General features: G+C 68.1%; 26 protein-coding genes. 3 read left to right on the top strand and 23 right to left on the bottom strand.

The features are described 5' to 3' along the window. Positions 1–34: 34 nt before the first annotated feature. The 15 genes from D9R14_RS01565 to D9R14_RS01635 form a co-directional block, all read right to left on the bottom strand. Positions 35–1,234 (bottom strand): DegT/DnrJ/EryC1/StrS family aminotransferase, encoded by a 1,200-nt coding sequence (locus tag D9R14_RS01565; RefSeq protein ID WP_121621526.1) that lies wholly within the window; start codon positions 1,232–1,234, stop codon positions 35–37. Beyond that, entirely contained in the window at positions 1,231–1,500 is a 270-nt protein-coding gene (locus D9R14_RS01570) for a DUF6129 family protein (protein ID WP_121621527.1), read from the bottom strand. Before D9R14_RS01570 ends, D9R14_RS01565 begins: the two co-directional genes overlap by 4 nt. Before the next feature lie 35 nt (positions 1,501–1,535). Next, positions 1,536–1,892, bottom strand: a complete 357-nt coding sequence (locus D9R14_RS01575; protein ID WP_121621528.1) for a DUF3024 domain-containing protein — start codon at positions 1,890–1,892, stop codon at positions 1,536–1,538. Between the two features lie 12 nt (positions 1,893–1,904). Then, a complete protein-coding gene (locus tag D9R14_RS01580) occupies positions 1,905–2,144 on the bottom strand; it encodes a nitrogen fixation protein NifZ (protein WP_121621789.1) in 240 nt (79 codons plus the stop codon). Next, on the bottom strand, positions 2,144–2,470 hold the full coding sequence (locus D9R14_RS01585) for a nitrogen fixation protein NifZ (protein ID WP_121621529.1): 327 nt from the start codon (positions 2,468–2,470) through the stop codon (positions 2,144–2,146). Before D9R14_RS01585 ends, D9R14_RS01580 begins: the two co-directional genes overlap by 1 nt. Beyond that, positions 2,467–3,249 (bottom strand): 4Fe4S-binding leucine-rich repeat protein, encoded by a 783-nt coding sequence (locus D9R14_RS01590; RefSeq protein WP_121621530.1) that lies wholly within the window; start codon positions 3,247–3,249, stop codon positions 2,467–2,469. The genes D9R14_RS01585 and D9R14_RS01590 overlap by 4 nt, the downstream gene beginning before the upstream one ends. Further along, positions 3,242–3,781 (bottom strand): tetratricopeptide repeat protein, encoded by a 540-nt coding sequence (locus D9R14_RS01595; protein ID WP_245420469.1) that lies wholly within the window; start codon positions 3,779–3,781, stop codon positions 3,242–3,244. The genes D9R14_RS01590 and D9R14_RS01595 overlap by 8 nt, the downstream gene beginning before the upstream one ends. A 14-nt stretch (positions 3,782–3,795) precedes the next feature. Beyond that, positions 3,796–4,128 carry a HesB/IscA family protein gene (locus tag D9R14_RS01600; protein WP_121621531.1) on the bottom strand — a complete coding sequence of 111 codons (333 nt, stop codon included), beginning with the start codon at positions 4,126–4,128 and terminating at the stop codon, positions 3,796–3,798. A gap of 12 nt (positions 4,129–4,140) precedes the next feature. Then, on the bottom strand, positions 4,141–4,365 hold the full coding sequence (locus D9R14_RS01605; protein WP_121621532.1) for a YfhL family 4Fe-4S dicluster ferredoxin: 225 nt from the start codon (positions 4,363–4,365) through the stop codon (positions 4,141–4,143). A 14-nt stretch (positions 4,366–4,379) separates the two neighbouring features. After that, positions 4,380–5,891 (bottom strand): nitrogenase cofactor biosynthesis protein NifB, encoded by a 1,512-nt coding sequence (gene nifB, locus D9R14_RS01610; protein ID WP_121621791.1) that lies wholly within the window; start codon positions 5,889–5,891, stop codon positions 4,380–4,382. Between the two features lie 375 nt (positions 5,892–6,266). Further along, positions 6,267–7,127, bottom strand: coding sequence for an SIR2 family NAD-dependent protein deacylase (locus tag D9R14_RS01615; RefSeq protein ID WP_121621533.1), 861 nt, complete (start codon positions 7,125–7,127; stop codon positions 6,267–6,269). A 1-nt stretch (position 7,128) separates the two neighbouring features. Further along, a complete protein-coding gene (gene nifT / locus D9R14_RS01620) occupies positions 7,129–7,347 on the bottom strand; it encodes a putative nitrogen fixation protein NifT (protein WP_121621534.1) in 219 nt (72 codons plus the stop codon). 69 nt (positions 7,348–7,416) lie between these two features. Then, positions 7,417–8,613 (bottom strand): cysteine desulfurase NifS, encoded by a 1,197-nt coding sequence (gene nifS, locus D9R14_RS01625; RefSeq protein ID WP_121621535.1) that lies wholly within the window; start codon positions 8,611–8,613, stop codon positions 7,417–7,419. Between the two features lie 51 nt (positions 8,614–8,664). Then, positions 8,665–8,964 carry a NifU family protein gene (locus D9R14_RS01630; RefSeq protein WP_121621536.1) on the bottom strand — a complete coding sequence of 100 codons (300 nt, stop codon included), beginning with the start codon at positions 8,962–8,964 and terminating at the stop codon, positions 8,665–8,667. 40 nt (positions 8,965–9,004) lie between these two features. After that, on the bottom strand, positions 9,005–9,325 hold the full coding sequence (locus D9R14_RS01635) for an iron-sulfur cluster assembly accessory protein (RefSeq protein ID WP_121621537.1): 321 nt from the start codon (positions 9,323–9,325) through the stop codon (positions 9,005–9,007). A gap of 377 nt (positions 9,326–9,702) precedes the next feature. Between D9R14_RS01635 and D9R14_RS01640 the strand changes: the two genes are divergently transcribed. Further along, the gene (locus tag D9R14_RS01640) at positions 9,703–10,293 is read left to right on the top strand and encodes a hypothetical protein (protein WP_121621538.1); all 591 of its coding nucleotides are present in this window, start codon (positions 9,703–9,705) and stop codon (positions 10,291–10,293) included. Between the two features lie 38 nt (positions 10,294–10,331). Here D9R14_RS01640 and D9R14_RS01645 read toward each other — a convergent pair whose 3' ends face one another. After that, complete coding sequence (locus D9R14_RS01645; protein ID WP_121621539.1) at positions 10,332–10,745, bottom strand: Rieske (2Fe-2S) protein; 414 nt, start codon at positions 10,743–10,745, stop codon at positions 10,332–10,334. Between the two features lie 157 nt (positions 10,746–10,902). Between D9R14_RS01645 and D9R14_RS01650 the strand changes: the two genes are divergently transcribed. Then, positions 10,903–11,361 (top strand): hypothetical protein, encoded by a 459-nt coding sequence (locus tag D9R14_RS01650; RefSeq protein ID WP_121621540.1) that lies wholly within the window; start codon positions 10,903–10,905, stop codon positions 11,359–11,361. A gap of 131 nt (positions 11,362–11,492) precedes the next feature. Further along, entirely contained in the window at positions 11,493–11,807 is a 315-nt protein-coding gene (locus tag D9R14_RS01655) for a hypothetical protein (protein WP_121621541.1), read from the top strand. Positions 11,808–11,828: 21 nt separating this feature from the next. On the opposite strand, the gene D9R14_RS01660 is transcribed toward D9R14_RS01655, so the two are convergent. From D9R14_RS01660 to nifE, 7 genes are all read right to left on the bottom strand, one after another. Further along, complete coding sequence (locus tag D9R14_RS01660; RefSeq protein ID WP_121621542.1) at positions 11,829–12,524, bottom strand: nitrogen fixation protein NifQ; 696 nt, start codon at positions 12,522–12,524, stop codon at positions 11,829–11,831. Positions 12,525–12,534: 10 nt separating this feature from the next. Further along, entirely contained in the window at positions 12,535–12,831 is a 297-nt protein-coding gene (gene fdxB / locus D9R14_RS01665) for a ferredoxin III, nif-specific (RefSeq protein WP_121621543.1), read from the bottom strand. A gap of 100 nt (positions 12,832–12,931) precedes the next feature. Next, complete coding sequence (locus D9R14_RS01670; protein ID WP_121621544.1) at positions 12,932–13,132, bottom strand: CCE_0567 family metalloprotein; 201 nt, start codon at positions 13,130–13,132, stop codon at positions 12,932–12,934. A gap of 20 nt (positions 13,133–13,152) precedes the next feature. Continuing rightward, positions 13,153–13,644 carry a NifX-associated nitrogen fixation protein gene (locus D9R14_RS01675; protein ID WP_121621545.1) on the bottom strand — a complete coding sequence of 164 codons (492 nt, stop codon included), beginning with the start codon at positions 13,642–13,644 and terminating at the stop codon, positions 13,153–13,155. A gap of 10 nt (positions 13,645–13,654) precedes the next feature. After that, the gene (nifX, locus tag D9R14_RS01680; protein ID WP_121621546.1) at positions 13,655–14,053 is read right to left on the bottom strand and encodes a nitrogen fixation protein NifX; all 399 of its coding nucleotides are present in this window, start codon (positions 14,051–14,053) and stop codon (positions 13,655–13,657) included. 23 nt (positions 14,054–14,076) lie between these two features. Beyond that, on the bottom strand, positions 14,077–15,459 hold the full coding sequence (gene nifN / locus D9R14_RS01685; protein WP_121621547.1) for a nitrogenase iron-molybdenum cofactor biosynthesis protein NifN: 1,383 nt from the start codon (positions 15,457–15,459) through the stop codon (positions 14,077–14,079). Between the two features lie 4 nt (positions 15,460–15,463). After that, a complete protein-coding gene (nifE, locus tag D9R14_RS01690; protein ID WP_121621548.1) occupies positions 15,464–17,383 on the bottom strand; it encodes a nitrogenase iron-molybdenum cofactor biosynthesis protein NifE in 1,920 nt (639 codons plus the stop codon). Positions 17,384–17,453 lie beyond the last annotated feature (70 nt).

The raw sequence follows: 17,453 nt of genomic DNA on the forward strand, positions 1-17,453 counted from the left end.
CTTGACGTGCCGTCTTGGTCGGCTCTCTGCGGCCTCAGTAGATGGCGGCGCCTGCCCCCACGTTCACCGAGGCGTCCTTCATCGTCGCGACGATGAACTCGATCTCGTCCTCGGCGAGGTGCCCATGGAACGGCAGCGCCACCGCCCGGTCGGCCACCTTCTCGGTGACCAGGAGGTCGCCCTTGCGATATCCGAGGTCGAAATAGTGCCGCTGGAGATGCAGCGGGTTGGCGTAGGCGGCGGCCTCGACGCGCTCGACGCCGAGATCCTCGACAATGGCGTCGCGGCTCGATTTCGAGAAGCGCGTGCCGAGATGGACCAGGTAGAGGAACCAGTGCACCTCGGTGACGTCCGGCCCCACATAGGGGTCCTTGATGCCTTCGAAGGACTGCACATACTGGTAGTAGAGCTGCTCGGTGAGGCGGCGCCGCTCCAGGATCTCGTCGATCCGCTTGAGCTGGGCGAGGCCGAGCGCGGCGGTGAGGTCGCTGATCGGCGCCTGGAACGGCGCGTTCATGGAGACCACGACGGAGGAGCGCTCCTCCAGCCGGTGGGAGCGCAGGCGCCGCAGCGCCATGGCGATGTCCACGTCGTCGGTCACCAGCATGCCGCCCTCGCCGCACACCAGCGGGCCGGGCTGCGAGAAGTCGAACACCGCGACATCGCCGAACGTGCCCACCAGCCGGTCCTTGTAGCGCGAGCCGATGGCCTCGGTGGAATCCTCGATCAGGATCAGCCCGCGTTCGTCCGCGAGCGCGCGCAGCGGGTCCCAGGCGGCCGGGTGGCCGTTGGTGTTGGCGGCGACGATGGCCTTGGTGTTTTCGGTAATCTTCAGCGCCGCCTTCTCCGGCACCAGCGTTCCGGCCCAATAGTCGATGTCGGCGAACACCGGCCGCGCGCCGCAGAGCGTCACGGCGTGGGCGGTCTCGCGGAAGGAATAGGCCGAGCACACCACCTCGTCGCCCGCACCGATGCCGTAGGCCTTCAGCGCCAGAAGCAAACCGAGCGTGCCGGAGGGCACGGCGACGGCATAAGCGCGTCCGACATAGGCCGCGAAGGCGGCCTCGAACGCCTCCATCACCGGCCCGCCGGACAGACGCGGCGAGCGGATCACCGCGTCGATGGCAGCAAGCTCCGCCGTCGTCACGTCCGGGTCGGACAGGGGAATGAAGCGGCCCTCGGGCAGGCTGGGTGCGGCGTCGAGGTCGTCGTCCATCACCGCGGGCTCGCTCATGGCGCATCGCTCCGTCTGGCGAGCACGAGGCCGGTGGCCCGCGCGGGATCGTCGGTGAGCTGGACGCAGTGGTCGCGGGCGTCCATCAGGTGGAGGTCGTAGGCGCCCACCGTGCGGAACGGCGCCTCCACCACGTCGGAGGCGTCGCAGCGGGTGAAGGCGACGCCGGGAAAGCGCGCGCGCAGGGCCGGAAAGACCTGCCCGTCCGCCGGCGGCGCCGCCAGCATGCCGGCGATCACGCCGAGGTCGTCCTCGTTCAGCGCCATGGTCCCACTCCCTCAAGGCGCCCGCGCGGGCGGGCTCACTGCCAGAACTTGCGGTGCTCGTCGAAGGTCAGCACATCGAGCACGGCGGACAGCCGGGCATGGCGGCAGTCCCACGCCCACAGCCCCTTGCCGTGGTCCTTGCGGAACAGGTCCCACTGTCCCTGCTCCTCGTCGAACAGCAGCAGCGCGATGTCGACGATGCCGCCGTCCGGGTCGATGTTGCGCGAGCAGCAGGCGCTCTCGATCCGGTAGCCGCCGGGCACCGGCTGTACCGCCGGCTCGACATAGCGGTAGCGGCGCCGCGTCTTCAGCGCCCGCTCCACCCGGCGCTTGTCGAGATCGTTCGGCTGGGCCTTGCCGCCCATGGACATGCCGAGCATTGTCGCGGCCATGGCGCGCCCCCATCACACCGGCTCGATCTCTTCTTCGAGGCAGCCCACCACGAGCCGCTCGGTGAACTCGACCAGGTAGATCGGCGTGTTGCTGTCGGTGTGCATGCCCACCTGGACGATCTCGCCGGTGGTGCCCTCGGCCGCCAGCAGCGCGTCCTCCGGCACGTCCGGATAGCCGCCGTCGTTGCGCAGCTCGATCAGGGTCTTCACCCTCTGGCCCCACTGGAATTTCGGGGAGCGCGGCTCGAACATCATCGCGCCATCCCCCCGACGGCCGGCAGCGGCAGGTCGATGTCCTCGTCGCGGTTGACGACCGGGTCGAGTTCCTTCTTCTTCATGCCGACGCGGTTGCCGCTCTCCATGAATTCGACGCCGTAGATGTAGAACTGCTGGAGAAACGTGCCGATGGAGACCACGTAGCCTTCCTCGCCCTTCTTCGCGAGGATCTCGCCGATCTCCTTGCCGGCATAGGTGCCGTCATTGCGGATGGTGCGCTTGGCCTTCACCTTCTCGCCGAAGGAGAAATACGGCGGCTCGGTGATCTCCACCACGTCGCTGTCGCGGACGATGTTGCTCATCTCGGCATCTCCCTCATGAACTCTCCGGGCTCGGGCCGAAGCGCGCCGCGGGCGCGGGCCATCTCGCGCACCATCATGTCGGTGTCCTCCAGAAGGTCGCCGAGCAGCGTCGGGGAAAGCCGGCTCGCCACCTCGTGGCGCACGCGCCAGTCGGGGTCGGCCTTCAGCCGCGCCAGCAGGTCCGGCGCGAGGCGCCGCGCCGCCTCCAGGCGCACGCTGGCGGACGGGTCGTCCGCCATGCGCAGCAGCCATTCGGCGGGCAGGCGCTGCGCCACCACGCGGCGCACCTCCACCTCCGGATCGTCCATCAGCCGGGAGAGCAGCGGCGGCGCCACCCGCCGCGCGACGACCATGCGCACGTAGTAGTCGGGGTCCGCCAGCATGGGCACCAGCTCGGCATCGTCCAGCAGCGAGGCGATGCGGATGCGCACTTCGCGGTGCGGGTCCTGGCGCAGGCGCAGGATCAGCCGCCTGGGCAGCCGGCGGGCCGCGTTCCATCGCACCGTCTCCTCGGGATCGTCGAGCAGCGGCGGCAGGAGGAACACGTCCGCATGCTTCGCCGCGATGGCGCGCACCTCGAAATGGTCGTGATGAACGTAGGTATTCGCGAGCGCGGGATTCCAGGTGAAGAAGCGGTCGATGCGCCGGGCGTAGCGGTCGTTGACGCAGGCATGCTTCAGCTTGCAGCGGCCCTCCGCGCGCATGGCGTCGTGGATGCAGGCACCGCAGTCGATGTGCGCGCCGCGCCAGTCGATGGCCTCGTCGATCGCGTCAGTCATCGCCGGCCTCCGCGCGGTCGAGGACGTCGATGAGCAGGCGAGCGCCGATCCTGTCGGCGGGGTCGAGCTGAAGCAGCTTCTCGGCCGCCGCGCGGCCCTCAGCGAGGTTGCCGAGGCGCATGTTGAGATAGGCGTAGCCCTTCAGCGTGAAGAGGAAGAAGCGCGGCATCAGCGCCTCGTAGCGGCCGAACAGCGCGTCCTCGGGCGCCACGTCGCGCCAGTCGGCGGGCAGGTTGGTCTCGCGCTGCGCCTTGGAGAGGCAGATGCGCGCCACCTCCAGGCACTCGGCGAGCCGGCCCTTGTAGAAATAGAAGCGGTAGAGGCCGATCAGCACCGCCGCGTGGCCGGGCGCGATGGCCTCCGCCTGGCGCAGATGCGCCTCGGCGACCTCGCCCAGATGGTAGGACAGGCCGGCCTGCCAGAGGTGCCAGTTGGCCTCCTCCGGCAGGCCGCCGCCCAGCAGCGCGTGCGCAAGCAGAGCGTCTTCCGCGAAGGCGGAAGGCTCGGCCGTCATGGCGCGCGCGGCGTTCATGCCCGCCCCGCCGCTCACAGACCCGCCGGCAGCGCCTGGCCGTGGGAGGCGCAGGTCGTTGCCTTGGGATCGTGGAAGACGAGGCCGGTCTTGGCGGCGGTGTCGGTGAAGTCCACCGTGACGCCGTCGAGCAGGATGCGGCTCTCTGCCGGCAGGAACAGCCTGACCGCGCCCTTCTGCACCACGGCATCGCCCGGCATGGGCTCGCGCAGCACGCAGATGTCGGCATTGAGGCCCGAGCAGCCGCCCGGCGAGACCGCGAGGCGGAAGCCCGCCCCCGGCCCGCCGTCGGACATCACCATGAGCCGCATGAACTTCTCGGCCTTGGGGGTGATGGTGAAGTTCATCGTCTTTTCTCCTCAGGCCGGGACCTGGTAGCGCGGAAACGCGGGGTCGATGACGCAGGTATTGTCCACCGGGCAGACGGCGGCGCACTGCGGCTCGTCGAAGTGGCCGAGGCACTCGGTGCACTTCTTCGGGTCGATGACGAACGTGCCGTTCTTCTCGGAGATGGCGACGTTCGGGCACTCCGGCTCGCAGGCCGAGCAGGAGGTGCACTGGGAGGCGATGATCTTGAGGGTCATGGCAGGTCCTCGCCTCACGCCGCGCTGATGAGAGCGCCCTGGCGGATCGCCGCATCGCCGCGCGCGACGTGCTCGATCTCGCCGCTCTTCACCTTGTCCAGGTAGTCCTTGAACCAGGTGATGGCGCTCTTCTCGATGAACTCGTGGGCATACTGGTCCACGGGGTCGATGCCGGCCTTGGCGAGGTCCGCCTTCGGGCAGCCGCCGACCTTGGCGACGAACACCGCGTGGCAGTCGTTGATGGCGCGGATCACGGTCTCAAGGCTGTCCTCGTCGCCGAAGCCACCCTGGCAGTAGAGGTCGACGCGGCGATGGCCGACGAACTTCGCGCCGGCGGTGGAGAGCTCGTAGACCTGGAACTCCTTGGCGTGGCCGAAATGCTCGTTGATGAGGCCCGAGCCCTTGGTGGCGACGGCAACCAGCAGCTTGATGTCGCTCTGCGCGCCGGCGAGCGTCTCCAGCTCCTCCTGCTTGGCCGCCACCTTGGCGACACGCTCCTCCTCCACCATGGCCTGGTAGGCCTTGCGGCCCTCCATGTCGTAGTTCACGTCCATGGCCATGATCTTGTCGGTGGTGAACTCGGCCGAGCGGTCCTCGCCCAGCAGCCCCACCGCGTCGGCGCGGCACTGGCGGCAGTGGCGCATCATGTTCATCTCGCCCTCGCAGCTGTCCTGCAGGGCCTTCAATTCCTGGGCGGAGGGGCCGCGCTGGCCGTTGAGGCCGAACACGGTGCCGTGCTCGGGCGCGGAGATCAGCGGCATGATGTTGTGCAGGAAGGCGCCGCGCGACTTCACGGCCTTGTTCACCTCGACCAGGTGCTGGTCGTTGATGCCGGGGATCATCACCGAGTTGATCTTGCACAGGATGCCGCGTTCGGTGAGCATCTCCAGGCCCTGGAGCTGGCGATCGGTGAGGATCTTCGCCGCCTCGTAGCCGGTGTAGCGCTTGTGCTTCCAGAAGATCCACGGATAGATCTTCGCGCCCACCTCGGGGTCCACCATGTTGATGGTAATGGTGACGTGGTCGACATTGTAGCGGGCGATGGTGTCCACATGGTCGGGCAGCGTCAGGCCGTTGGTGGACAGACAGAGCTTGATGTCGGGCGCGGTCTTCGAGATCAGCTCGAAGGTCTTGAAGGTCTTCTCGGGGTTCGCCAGCGGGTCGCCGGGGCCGGCGATGCCGAGCACGGTCATCTGCGGGATGGTGGAGGCCACCGCCAGCACCTTCTTCGCCGCCTGCTCGGGCGTCAGCTTCTCGGAGACGACGCCCGGCCGGCTCTCATTGGCGCAGTCATACTTGCGATTGCAGTAGTTGCACTGGATGTTGCAGGCCGGCGCCACGGCCACATGCATCCGGGCATAGTGGTGGTGGGCTTCCTCGGAATAACAGGGATGGTTCTTCACCTTCTCCCAGATCTCGGTGGGCAGGTCGTTCTGCCCCGCGCCCGAGCCGCAGCTCGCCTTGCCCGAGCTGCCGGACGTGCCGCAGCCCTTGTGCTCGGCCATCTTCTGCATCAGGTCGTCCATGTCGATGTTGGTTTCGACATTGGTCCCGACGGCGTCCCCCACATGCTCAGTCGTCGCGTCCATGGTGGTGCTCCTCGTCTTGAGCAGGATCCAGTCATCCTGAGGAGACGTGAGCAACCGGCGTGCCAGCCGCTGCGGCGGAAATTAATTCATTTATTTCATATACATATTTGACATTCCGCGCTGTCGCGTTGCGCACACGGGACAATCCGGCGCGCCGCCGACATGTTGGAAAGGTTACATGTTCGCGGCCTCGGAACAGTCTTTCGGCGGCGCTCTTGATCTCGGTCAATGCGGAGCCTTGAATCCGAACGCCGGCAGGCCTCCATGGGAGGCATGCCGGCGTTGGGAAATGCGCGCTGGGACGCCGGGCGGTCAGGCCGCGGTCAGGATCTGCGTCGCCCGGTCGAGCGGCACCGCCAGGGGGATGATGCCGTGGCCGAACAGGAAGCGCAGCTCGTTCTTCGTCAGCGCGTCCGGGTCCACCACCGCATAGTTCGGGCCGCCGGAGCGCTTGATGATCTGCCGCGCATAGTTGCGCAGGAGCTGGTCGTGGAACCGGCAGCCCAGGAACAGGAAGCCCCGCTCGGTGCGGCGATCCTTCACGATGTCCGGGATCGGCGTCTGGATGTCGATCTCGGTGAGGACCTCCACATAGTCCGCATCCGAGATCAGGAAGTTCTTCGCCGGCACCGCTCCGCCATGGGGCTTGTAGAGCAACGTCGTCCAGCCGGGCGCGGCGGCCTTGCCGGTCTCGGCGCCGGCGGCGTCGTAGAAGCGGTACCAGCGGTCCTCGCCGATGCCGGCACGGGTGATGCCCTGCACCTCGCCCCAGTCGGCGCGATCAGCGAGCGCCGCGCGCATGGCGCCGTCATACCAGGTGTCGACGATCATCGGCAGCCTGAGGCCGGCGAGAAAGGCATGGAGCGCGGTGGGCGGCACGGGGGTCGCGAACGCCTCGGCCATCAGCGCGGAGACGGTGTTGCGGTGCCTCGTGCTCTCGATGTGCTGGGCCGCGGCCCAGGCATTGCCCTTGGCGCGCTTCGGCAGCGCGACCTTGGTGCCGAGGAAGGCGGCGAGCGCCTCCGGGGTCATGGGCACGCTGGTCGGGGCGGCGACGCCCGGTCCGAGATAGGGCACGATGGCGCCCGCCTTGAGGCCGGCGGCCGCCTTGGCGATCACCGCCTCCGCGTCGGCGAGCCGGACGATGTCCGCGGTGGGGACCGGGGCGTTCATCTCACTCCTCCTCGCTGCCGCGCTTCTTGGCATTGACGGTGATGGGCAGGCTGGTGCCCGGCGCCATCTCCGGCAAATCGAGCACCCAGCCATTGGCGATCTTGATCCAGCCGCCCCACAGGCTCTCGTGCTCGAACGCCACGATGGGCTCCTCCAGGTCCTTCTTCGGGACGTAGATGGAGAGGCCGGTCTCGGGAGAACGGCGGATCATGACTTTCATGCGGTGGCTCCTGGATGAAGGGTCGGGCGCCGCCGGCGGCGGGCGGCGCGATGTCGGGGAAAGGCGGGATCAGCCATGGACGGCACCCTCCGGCTGGCGCGCCTGCCAGGCGGGCGACATCTCCCGCAGGGCGGCGACGATGCCGGGCAGCGCCTCCAGCACGCGGTCGACGTCGGCGCCGGAATTCTCCCGCGAGAGCGACAGGCGCAGCGCGCCGTTGAGCGCCCGGGCCGGCAGGTTCATGGCCTTCAGCACATGGGACGGCTCGGTGGAGCCGGAGGTGCAGGCCGATCCCGTGGAAGCGGCGATGCCGGCCCGGTCGAGCCGGTTCAGGATCGCCTCGCCGTCGAGAAAATCGAAGGCGAGGTTGGCGGTGTTGGGCAGGCGGTTTTCGCCGTCGCCGTTCACCCGGCAGCCCTCGATGCGCTGGAGCAGGCCCTGCTCCAGCCGGTCGCGCAGGCCGCGCACGCGCGTGCCCTCGTCGGCGAGGTGGGCGAGCGCCAGCTCGGCCGCCTTGCCGAGGCCGACGATGGCGGGCACGTTCTCGGTGCCGCCGCGCCGCCCGCGCTCCTGGTGGCCGCCGCGGATCAGCGGCCTGAACTTCACGCCCTTTTTCACATAGAGCGCGCCGATGCCCTTCGGGCCGTGCAGCTTGTGGCCGGAGAGCGAGAGCATGTCGATGGCGGTGGCCTTCACCTCCATGGGCACCTTGCCCACCGCCTGCACCGCATCGGTATGGAACAGCGCGCCGGCGGCCTTCGCCATCTCGGCGAGCGCGGCGACGGGGAAGAGCGTGCCGGTCTCGTTGTTGGCCCACATCACGCTGGCGAGCGCGGTGCACGGGCCGAGCGCGGCCCGGTAGGCGTCGATGTCGAGGCGCCCGGCGTCATCGACGCCGATGTAGTGCACCTTCACGCCGCGGGTCTTCTCCAGGTGCGCCGCAGGCGCGAGCACCGCCTGGTGCTCGACCCTTGTGGTGACGATCTCGCTGCGGCCCTCGGCCTCGCCGGCCTCAAGCGCCGAGAGCAGCGCGGCATTGTCGGATTCGGTGCCGCCGGAGGTGAAGACCACCTCGTGGTCGAAGGCCGCCCCGATGAGCGCCGCGAGCGCCCTGCGGGCGGCCTTCACCGCCTCCGCCACGTCGGCGCCGAAGGCATGGGTGGAGGAGGCGTTGCCGAACTGGTCCGAGAAATAGGGCAGCATGGCCGCCACCACGTCCGGGTCGGTGCGCGTCGTCGCGTTGTTGTCGAGATAGACCGGCCGCACGGACGACGCCTCCCTGTTGAGGCCCGAAGGCCAGCCGCGAAGGCGCCGCCGCTACTGGGCGACCTTGATCGGCGCCGTGGGGCCGGCCACGGGCACGAGGCGCACGAACTCGCCGAGGCGCTCGATGAGCTTGGCCTGGATGCCCTCCATGGTGGCGCTGGCGAGCTTGCAGAACACGCAGGCGCCCGTGAGCTTCACGAACACCTTCGCGCCCTCCACATTCACCAGCACGCAGTCGCCGCCGTCGCGCTTGAGGTTGGGGCGGATCTCCTCGATCACCTCCTGGATCAGCGCCAGGCGGTCGGTCTCGGCACGGGGCGCGGGGGCGCGCTGTTCGGTTTCCTGCAGCATCTCGGTCCTCTTCTCGGTGCGGGGTGGGGCCGAAAGGCCGTCAGCCGAACGACTTGCCGCAGGAGCAGCTCGACGTGGCGTTGGGGTTTTCGAAGGTGAAGCCCGAGCCTTCGAGCGCCACCACGAAGTCGATGACGGTGCCGGCGAGCAGTTCGTGGCTCTTGTTGTCCACGAACACCTTCACGCCGTCGCGCTCGATCACGGTATCGTCCGGATCGGCGCCGTTCACGAGGCCCATCATGTATTTGTAGCCGGCGCATCCGCCCGCCTCGACCATGATGCGCAGTCCGCCCACCGGCTTGTCGGCTCCGGAGATGGCGCTGCGAACGGCGTTCAAGGCGCTGTCCGTCAGATTGATCATCGCTCGACCTTCATTGAGAAAGGGGTCGAGCCCCAACTGGCAAGAGCTGTGCCAGACCATAATGCTTTAGAATATAATGATTTTCCGCTCCCGGGATGTTGCGTTTGCGACGCGTGTCCGGTTTCGGACAGGGCCGGAGGACGACGCGGACCGCCCGCCCTTCGGGGCCTGCGTCCTTGCGTCCGGCGGCGCCGCGCGGTGCGCGCCCAAGTCATTTACGCCACGGGAATTTTCATGACGGCGCGCGCGGCTCAGGCGGGCCTGGCGGGCGCCGCGGCGTCCTGTCCGGCCGTCGTGGCGGGCAAGCGGCAGGGCCCTTGCATGAAGCGCCGTGCGGCGCCCGCGGGCGCGGCGTTGCGCAATCCCGGAGACCCCCTATGACGACCATCGAGAAGACCGCCCTGGGCAAGCTGGACCAGGAGGGTCGCCTTCTCAATGCGGTGCTCAAGAGCCCGACCACCAAAGGCGAGCGCTTCGGCTTTCGCGGCGACATCGCCCTGAAGTTCCAGGCCCAGCTCGCCGACGAGAAGCGCCCGCCGGACTATTGCGTGGAACAGGTGCTCACCATCGCCCCCGAGGGCGCGGGCACCATTCCCGTGATGGCCGGCTACCTGCACAACTTCGCCTATCTCGACGACGTGGCGAAGGTGCTCGGCCCGCTGCTCGGGCCGGACGGCAAGTACTTCATGTTCTGCAACAACATCGATCTTCTGGCGAAGTACAAGGTGGAGCACGGCGGGCTGAGCTTCTACGTGCTGCCCTGCGACGAATCCACCGTGTGGAAGGAGATGCTCGACCTCATGGGCATCGACAAGAACGACATCAAGAAGCTCGATACCGCCGGCAAGCTGGACTATGTGCTCGATTCCGCGCTGGACTGGAGCGCCGACTACGAGCCGATCAGCTTCGAGAAGGGCGTCTCGGTGATGGAGCCGGTCAAGAACCGCAACGAGAACCGCCCCGTCTGATCCGCAGGCGCGACCGGCAGAGGGGCGCGACGAGCCCCTCACGCCTCCTCGTCGTCGCAGAACGATGCCGCCGGCTCGTCCTCCGCCAGCGTCACGCCGGTCACGCAGATGTCGCCGTCCAGCACCTCCAGCGCCACCGGTGTCAGCGCGCGGCCCTTGCAGGGGCCCTCCAGGCACATGCCGGTGCCCAGCTCGAACAGCGCGCCGTGCTTGCCGCACATGATGCGAACGCCGTTGGGATCGAGGAACTGGTTGCGCTCCCAGTCGAGCTTCACCCCGTCATGCGGGCACCGGTTGGCATAGCCGAACACCTGCCGCCCCCAGCGCACCACGAAGATGCTCCACGGCACCTCCTTGCCCGCCTCGTCCAGGCGCACGAGCTGGAAGCCGCGCGCCTTCTGGCTCGGAATGTCGCTCAGGGCGCAGATGGCATAGGCGATGTCGGCGGCCATGGGTCTTCCTTGAAAGACGATCAGGTCCACAGGCCCCTGCAAGAATCGCGCGAGATGCCGGCCGCCGGCGCCGAACAACGCCTGCCGCAGCGCCGGCCTATGCTTGGCATGGTTCTTGATCCGCAGCTTTCGACGCCCGATCCCAGAGGAGTTTGCAATGAACGTGACGTCGGAATTCGCCCAATTCTCGCTGGACGAGATCAAGGCGCTGCTCGACGGCGGGACGCTCACCATCTATTCGGTGGCCCGCCCCATCTCGGCCGACCACGCGGTGGATCGCAGCGCCGTCCTCGCCACCTTCACCTTCGCGGCGCCCGCCTTCGGGCCCCCCGCCGACCGGTTCGAGGCGCCGGCCTTCGTCGCCAATCCGGTGGCCGCCAACAGCGTCGGCACGCCCGGCTTCGCCCGCGCACGCAAGGCGGACGGCACCACGGTGGCGGACTTCTCGGTCGGCCCCGGCCCGCGCGAGATCAAGCTCGCGGAAGTGTCCTGCTCGCCCGGCGCGCCCACCAAGGTGGTGAGCCTGCGGATCGACGCGGAGGGTGGCTGGCCGGAGCGCCCGGACTATTACGACGCCCATCCGCGGCCCGGCTACGCGCTGCCCAAGGTGTTCTGAGCTCGGGCCTGCGCCCGGATGTCCGACATTCGACAGGCGCCGCAGCGGTCCGCGACGGCGCCTTCGCCGAAGGGGGCGTTGCCGACGACACGCCGATCGCCGCCTGAGGCGGCCCGTCAAGGAACAGACCCATGCCGACGCTCGTGAAGACCACCCAGGACGGCCGCAAGCTGGAAGTGGCGGGCCTCGCCATCCTGCTCGACGGCCAGCTCGAAGCCTTCGAGCTGATCGAGGTGAAGCAGCACCCCAACCGCCGCCGCATCTGGGAGGCGATGCCCGAGGCGACCCACATCGCCGGCCGCGTGCCCCTGACGCAGGCGGAGGCGGAAACGGTGCTCGAAGCCTTCAAGCAGGCGGAGGCGGAGATCCTGAAGAGCCCGGCCGCCATCAACGAGCGCTTCCGTATCGCCGCCATGTGGAAGGCGCGCGAGCAGGGCATCGAGTGAGCGGCGAGGCTGCGCCGCGCTTCACCGCTCGGGAGCGCGGGTGACCTGGGGCGCGTGCGCACCCTGGGCGGCGACCATGCCGAGCGCGGCGCCGTTGCGGGCGATGGCAAGCCGCGATTCCCCGTCCTCGGCGCCGAAGCAGGCCTGGAAGTCGTCGCACTCGGCGCAGACCGGAGCGGTGCACAGCGTGAAGCCGGCCGAGCCGCAGACCATGCGATAGAGGAACTTCTTCCACTTCATGTCATGGGCGTTCTTGGCCTTGAGCGGCGCGAAGTGGCGCGCCATCAGCTCCGACAGCTCGCCCCGGTTCCTGAGCCCGAGGTCCTGCCACAGATGATGCGGCGCGCGGGCGCGGCGGGCGATGAGGGCGATGAGCGCCCGCTGCAGCCGGCCGGCGCCCGATACGTGCCCCGAGGCGTACCCCGACGCGTACATGGCGAGGATGTCGCGGATGTTGCGCTCCTCCTCGTCCACCTCCACCGGCGCGTCCGGCACACGCTGGGCGATGTAGTCCACCTTGTCGGGAAACAGATCGCCCACCAGCGCCAGGAGCGCGCCGCGCTCCAGCCCGAGGCCGGCCAGCGCGCCGGTGCCGCCAGCGTCCGCCTCGTCGAGCGCGAGCGACAGGATGGCGGCCACCACATGCCGGTCAAACGGGTCGCCCGCCGGGGTGCCCGGCGTCTCCATCAGGGCGCGATAGATGTCGGCGGCGACCATGTCTCCCTCCTCAAGCGGCGGCGCGGTCCGGGCCGTGGGTCTGGCAGCTCGCCGGGCACACCCGGGCGCAGGCGCCGCAGCCGATGCAGGCGCCGCTATCGTTCATGGCCATGACCTTCTTCTCGATCTCGTCGTCCTCGTCGTCGTCGAGCATGACGAGGTCGCCCTCCTCGTTGATTCCCTTCAGGATCATCACGTCGCGGCCGCAGACCTTGTAGCAGCGGCCGCAGCCGATGCATTTGTTCCTGTCGATGTCCAGCAGGTAGTCGGGCTGCCAGGCGCGCCCGTCGCGGGTTTCGTTAGACATGCCGTTCGGCCCTTTCCAATGCTCTGCCTGCGGCGGTCCGCTCCAGGCCGGACCGCCGTGGGTACCTGCGTTCGGGTGCGCGACGCGCGGGCGCCTCGGCTCAGGCGGCTTCCAGGCTCTTCAGCTCGGCGCGCTTCTTCTCCAGCTCCGCGAAGGCGTCATGGGCCTTCTGCGCCACGTCCATGATCTGCTGCCAGTTGATGGGCAGTTCCTCGGACAGATCGTGCAGGTCCATCTTGGACTGCGTGGCCTTGGCGGAGAGCTTCTTCAGTTCGGCCTTCAGGGCTTCCACATCGCTCATGGGGCACCTTTTCTCTGAGGTCAGTAATTGGCGACGTCCGGGAACTTCTCGATCATCTCGATGCCCGATTTGACGAACTTGTCGCCCTCCTCGGCGAGCTTGGCGAGATTGTCGAAACCGTAGCGGTGGACGTCGCGCAGCTGCTTGTTGACGACGATCAGCCGCCCGCCGATCAGCACCATCCGGCCGAAGCCCTCGTGGCTCATCTTCAGCATCGGCGAGATCATCACGCCGGTGGCCTTCTCGATGGAGAGGCACACCGCGTTGAAGAACAGCTCCATGCGCCAGATGGTGTCGGGATCGGGATCGCCGATGATGGGCAGCGCGCGGCGCGCCTCCTTGTCGACGATGTAGGGCTCCAGCAGGTCCAGGTCGGCCTTGCCCTCCCAGGCGCCGTGCGAATCCTGCGCGCGCCAGATCTTGATCAGCTCCTTGACGAAGGGATGATCCTTGGCGGCCGCGATGGCTGCCTCCCGGGCGGCGTCCTTGTCGATTACCGGCGCGTCGGACATGGTTCTTCCCTCATTCCTCGTCGAAGTCGAAGCTGCGGTCCTGGCCCTTGCCCATGACCTTGCGCAGCCAGGGCGGCGGATTGCCCTTGAGCACGCCTTCCAGCTTGACGATGAGATCGGAGATCTCCTCGGGCTGGGCGACCTTCATGGGGTGGATGTTGTTGGCCACCACGCGCGCGGCGCCGGAGCCGCCGATGGCGGCCACATAGAGGATGGCGCAGTCCTTGATCGCCTCGATCTTCGGGGCGAGCTTGTCCTCGTTGCCGTCCTCCTTGAGGTCGCCGTCGAACGCGACGGCCTCCACGAAGTGATGGCCCTCCGGCCCCACCTCGTAGATGGCGATGTTCTTGGCCCAGCCGAAATGCGCGTCCACGCGCTTGAGGTCCTGGGTTGCGAAAGCGACTTTCATCGGCGGGTCCCCTTCACGCTCGACTAGTGGGAGGTGGGCGCAGCGGCGCCGTGGCCGTCGGCCCGGTCGAGGGCCCACGTTTCGGGCGTCGGCTCGTGGTGTGCCTCGTGGTCGGCCATCACCAGGTTCGCCATGTGGAAGACGAGGTCGCGGGTGCCGCGATAGCCGACCGACAGCAGGTGCCCCGCCCCCAGCCGGTCGAACATGGGAATGCCGATGCGGTAGAACGGGATGCAGAGCCGCGCCGCGGCCTGGCGGCCGTGGGAATGGGTGACCAGCAGGTCGCCGCCGCGCTCCTTCGCCCGCGTCTCCAGGTCCTCCAGGTCGCCGATCAGCACCTCGTCCGCCGGCAGGCGCTCCAGCACCGGCGACGGGGTGGTGGTGACGGCGGCCACCAGGTGGGCGCCCATCTCGTGCAGGAACGAGCCGACATCGAACAGCAGGTCCGGCTCCGCCCCCATGGCGACCTTGCGGCCGCCGAGATGGAAGTGCCCGTCCAGCATGGCGTCGACCAACTGGCCGCGCTGGCGGCGATACTTCAGCGGCACCGGCCGGCGGGAGATCTGGGAAAGGTGCATGATGAAGGCGTCGTTGGGCGCAAGCCCGCACAGGCGCTCGAACAGCGTGAAGGGCACGCCGGTCTTCTTCTCCATCGCCTCGCCGGCGCGGCGCATCTGCGCGCCGATGCAGATCGTGTGCGCCGCCTCCCCGAGGGTCGCGATCTCCTCCACGGAGATGCCGCCGATGGTGGTGGGCGAGAAATCCTCGGGAATGTGCCCGTCGAGCGAGGAGGCGAGGTCCGGCAGGAACGAGGGCTTCAGCCCGAAATCCTCGATGATGGTGCGCAGTTCATCGAGGTCGCCGGGGGTGAGGTGGCAGCCCGGCAGCACGGTGACGCGGCTTTCGTCCTTCGGCGTGCCGAGGGCCGGCTTCACCAGCACCTGGACCATCTTGGCCACGGTCTTCTCCCAGCCGTCCTGGAACGCGTCCTTGAAGTCGGGGGTGGAGACGTAGACCAGCGGGAAGTCTTTGAACTGCGGATGCTTCTCGCGGATCAGCCTGATGTAGCCGTCCACGTCGTCGCCCTTGGTCTCGGTGACGCCGGTGGAGCAGATGCCGATCATCTCCGGCTTGGTGCGGGTGTAGATGTTCAGGATCGCCTGCTCGACGTTCTCGTAGCCGCCCAGCACCGTCGCCACCTCGCTCATGGCGGTGGTCTGCATGGGGATGGCTTCCTTGAAGTGGCGCACGAACAGTACCAGGCCGAACGAGGTGCAGCCCTGCGAGCCGTGCAGCAGCGGCATGGACTTCCTCACCCCCATGAAGGCGAGCGCGCCGCCGATCGGCTGGCTCATCTTCAGCGGGTTGACCGCGCAGGACTTCTTGGGAACGGTGACGATGGCCATGGCGCTACTCCGCCGCTTCGAGGGCGGGGGAGAGGAGGCCGTCGAGCAGGCTCTCGATGCGCTCCTCGCAATTGCCGCAGCCGGTATTGGCCTCGGTCGCCGCGCGCACCTCGGCGATGTTCTTGAGGCCCTTCTCGCGCACCAGGTCCTCGATGGCGCCGACGGTGACATTCTTGCAGCCGCAGGCCTTCCGGGCGCGGCGCTTCAATTCCGCAGCGAGCGGATCGGGCACGATCCCGGGCGCAGGCGGGACAGCCTGCGCGGGAGGCGGGGCGGCGACAACGCCCAACGCCTCCAGGATCTCCTCGATCCGCCCGCTGCAGGCCCCGCACCCGCCGGAGGCGTTGGTGTGCGTGCGCACGCCCTCCACCGTGGTGAGTGCATGGGCCTTCACGGCGTCCTCGATGGTTCCGAGGTCGACGCTCTTGCAGTTGCAGATCTTCTTAGCCCGGCGGGCGGCTTCCGCCTTCACCGGGTCGGCGGCGAGCGCGGCGGCCTCCGCCTCCAGCTCGGCGAGGGCGCGGGCCTGCCAGGAATTCTCGGGCTTGTCCCAGGGCGCGGGCTGGCGCACCTGTTCCCACACGGGATTGTAGAGCGCCTTGTCGATTTCCTCGACCAGCTTCACCATGCCCACATAGCCCATATAGGCGTGGTGGCGCTCCTGGTTGATGTCGAGCCAGGGCATCGCGGCCTTCAGCGCGATGAACTGCGAGCGGCCGCCCGACAGCATGATGTCGGCCTTCGCATCCTTGAGCATCTTGTACATTTCGCGCGGCGTCATGTCCTCGATCATGTGGGCGTCCTGGCCCATCAGCTCCTTGATGCGCTCCTTGTCCTCCTTGGTGGACTTCTTGACCGAGGTGCCGACCAAATCGAGGCCGGCCTCCTGGAGCGCCGCCACCACCGACCAGGACTTCACGCCGCCGGTGATGAGCAGCACCTTCTTGCCCGCAAAACGCGGCTTGAACTTCGCGATCGCGTCCCAGGCCTTCTTCTCCTCGCGGGCGATGAGGGCCTCGGTGCGTTCCATCAGCTCCGGATCGGCGCCGCGCTCGATCAGCATGCGGGCGATCTCGCGCAGGGAATCCGAGGTGTCCTCGATGCCGTAGAACGAGCCCTCGAAGAACGGGATGCCGTAGCGCTCCTCCATCTTGCGGGCGACGTTGATCATCGCCTTGGAGCACACCATCATCGCCGCCTTGGCGCGGTGCGAGGAGGCGACATCCTTATACTTCCCGTCGCCGGAGATGCAGGCGAGGATGCGGATGCCGAGCGCGTCCAGCAGCGGCTTCACCTGCCACAACTCGCCGGAGAGATTGTATTCGCCGATGATGTTGATGTCGTAGGGCGTCGTGTAGTCCGGCTCCTTGGTGCCGATCACATGGTCGAGGATCGCCTCGCCCGCGAGCTTGTTGCCGAGATTCTTCGGGCCGACGAAGCCGGGCGCGTTCACCGGGATCACCGGCGTGCCGAACTTCTCCTTCGCCGCCTTGCAGACCGCGTCGATGTCGTCGCCGATCATGGCGGGCACGCAGGTCTGGTAGACGAAGATCGCCGGCGGGTCGTACTTCTCGACGATCTCGCGGATCGACTTGAACAGGCGCTTCTCGCCGCCGAACACCACGTCGGTCTCGTTGATGTCGGTGGTGAAGGAGGTGCGCCAGAGGTTAGAGCCGGAGGACTTCGCGCCGCGATTGTCCCAGCTGTTGCCCTCGCAGGCGATCGGGCCGTGCACCAGGTGGGCGACGTCGGTGAAGGGTTGGAGCGCGATCTTCGCGCCGTCGAAGGCGCAGCCGCCGGCCGCGCCGCCGGGCTGAAGCTGCTTGGTGCAGCCCTTCTTCTTCTCGGCCTCGGACTTGTTCTGGTTCTTCGCGCAGCCGGGCTCGTTGAAGACCTCTTGGACGGTGGCCGAGAGCGAACTCATGGGTCTCACTCCTTCAATCGAGCGGATGGCGTCGGGCGGGCGGCGGATGTCTGTCTGGTGGTCGCGCCCG

This window comes from Xanthobacter tagetidis (assembly GCF_003667445.1).
Taxonomy (GTDB): Bacteria; Pseudomonadota; Alphaproteobacteria; order Rhizobiales; family Xanthobacteraceae; genus Xanthobacter; species Xanthobacter tagetidis.

Excerpts from the sequence above, each read along its gene's own strand:
- D9R14_RS01565 (WP_121621526.1), bottom strand. The coding sequence starts at position 1,234 with ATGAGCGAGCCCGCGGTGATGGACGACGACCTCGACGCCGCACCCAGC.
- D9R14_RS01570 (WP_121621527.1), bottom strand. The coding sequence starts at position 1,500 with ATGGCGCTGAACGAGGACGACCTCGGCGTGATCGCCGGCATGCTGGCG.
- D9R14_RS01575 (WP_121621528.1), bottom strand. The coding sequence starts at position 1,892 with ATGGCCGCGACAATGCTCGGCATGTCCATGGGCGGCAAGGCCCAGCCG.
- D9R14_RS01580 (WP_121621789.1), bottom strand. The coding sequence starts at position 2,144 with ATGTTCGAGCCGCGCTCCCCGAAATTCCAGTGGGGCCAGAGGGTGAAG.
- D9R14_RS01585 (WP_121621529.1), bottom strand. The coding sequence starts at position 2,470 with ATGAGCAACATCGTCCGCGACAGCGACGTGGTGGAGATCACCGAGCCG.
- D9R14_RS01590 (WP_121621530.1), bottom strand. The coding sequence starts at position 3,249 with ATGACTGACGCGATCGACGAGGCCATCGACTGGCGCGGCGCGCACATC.
- D9R14_RS01595 (WP_245420469.1), bottom strand. The coding sequence starts at position 3,781 with ATGAACGCCGCGCGCGCCATGACGGCCGAGCCTTCCGCCTTCGCGGAA.
- D9R14_RS01600 (WP_121621531.1), bottom strand. The coding sequence starts at position 4,128 with ATGAACTTCACCATCACCCCCAAGGCCGAGAAGTTCATGCGGCTCATG.
- D9R14_RS01605 (WP_121621532.1), bottom strand. The coding sequence starts at position 4,365 with ATGACCCTCAAGATCATCGCCTCCCAGTGCACCTCCTGCTCGGCCTGC.
- nifB (WP_121621791.1), bottom strand. The coding sequence starts at position 5,891 with ATGGACGACCTGATGCAGAAGATGGCCGAGCACAAGGGCTGCGGCACG.
- D9R14_RS01615 (WP_121621533.1), bottom strand. The coding sequence starts at position 7,127 with ATGAACGCCCCGGTCCCCACCGCGGACATCGTCCGGCTCGCCGACGCG.
- nifT (WP_121621534.1), bottom strand. The coding sequence starts at position 7,347 with ATGAAAGTCATGATCCGCCGTTCTCCCGAGACCGGCCTCTCCATCTAC.
- D9R14_RS01630 (WP_121621536.1), bottom strand. The coding sequence starts at position 8,964 with ATGCTGCAGGAAACCGAACAGCGCGCCCCCGCGCCCCGTGCCGAGACC.
- D9R14_RS01635 (WP_121621537.1), bottom strand. The coding sequence starts at position 9,325 with ATGATCAATCTGACGGACAGCGCCTTGAACGCCGTTCGCAGCGCCATC.
- D9R14_RS01640 (WP_121621538.1), top strand. The coding sequence starts at position 9,703 with ATGACGACCATCGAGAAGACCGCCCTGGGCAAGCTGGACCAGGAGGGT.
- D9R14_RS01645 (WP_121621539.1), bottom strand. The coding sequence starts at position 10,745 with ATGGCCGCCGACATCGCCTATGCCATCTGCGCCCTGAGCGACATTCCG.
- D9R14_RS01650 (WP_121621540.1), top strand. The coding sequence starts at position 10,903 with ATGAACGTGACGTCGGAATTCGCCCAATTCTCGCTGGACGAGATCAAG.
- D9R14_RS01655 (WP_121621541.1), top strand. The coding sequence starts at position 11,493 with ATGCCGACGCTCGTGAAGACCACCCAGGACGGCCGCAAGCTGGAAGTG.
- D9R14_RS01660 (WP_121621542.1), bottom strand. The coding sequence starts at position 12,524 with ATGGTCGCCGCCGACATCTATCGCGCCCTGATGGAGACGCCGGGCACC.
- fdxB (WP_121621543.1), bottom strand. The coding sequence starts at position 12,831 with ATGTCTAACGAAACCCGCGACGGGCGCGCCTGGCAGCCCGACTACCTG.
- D9R14_RS01670 (WP_121621544.1), bottom strand. The coding sequence starts at position 13,132 with ATGAGCGATGTGGAAGCCCTGAAGGCCGAACTGAAGAAGCTCTCCGCC.
- D9R14_RS01675 (WP_121621545.1), bottom strand. The coding sequence starts at position 13,644 with ATGTCCGACGCGCCGGTAATCGACAAGGACGCCGCCCGGGAGGCAGCC.
- nifX (WP_121621546.1), bottom strand. The coding sequence starts at position 14,053 with ATGAAAGTCGCTTTCGCAACCCAGGACCTCAAGCGCGTGGACGCGCAT.
- nifN (WP_121621547.1), bottom strand. The coding sequence starts at position 15,459 with ATGGCCATCGTCACCGTTCCCAAGAAGTCCTGCGCGGTCAACCCGCTG.
- nifE (WP_121621548.1), bottom strand. The coding sequence starts at position 17,383 with ATGAGTTCGCTCTCGGCCACCGTCCAAGAGGTCTTCAACGAGCCCGGC.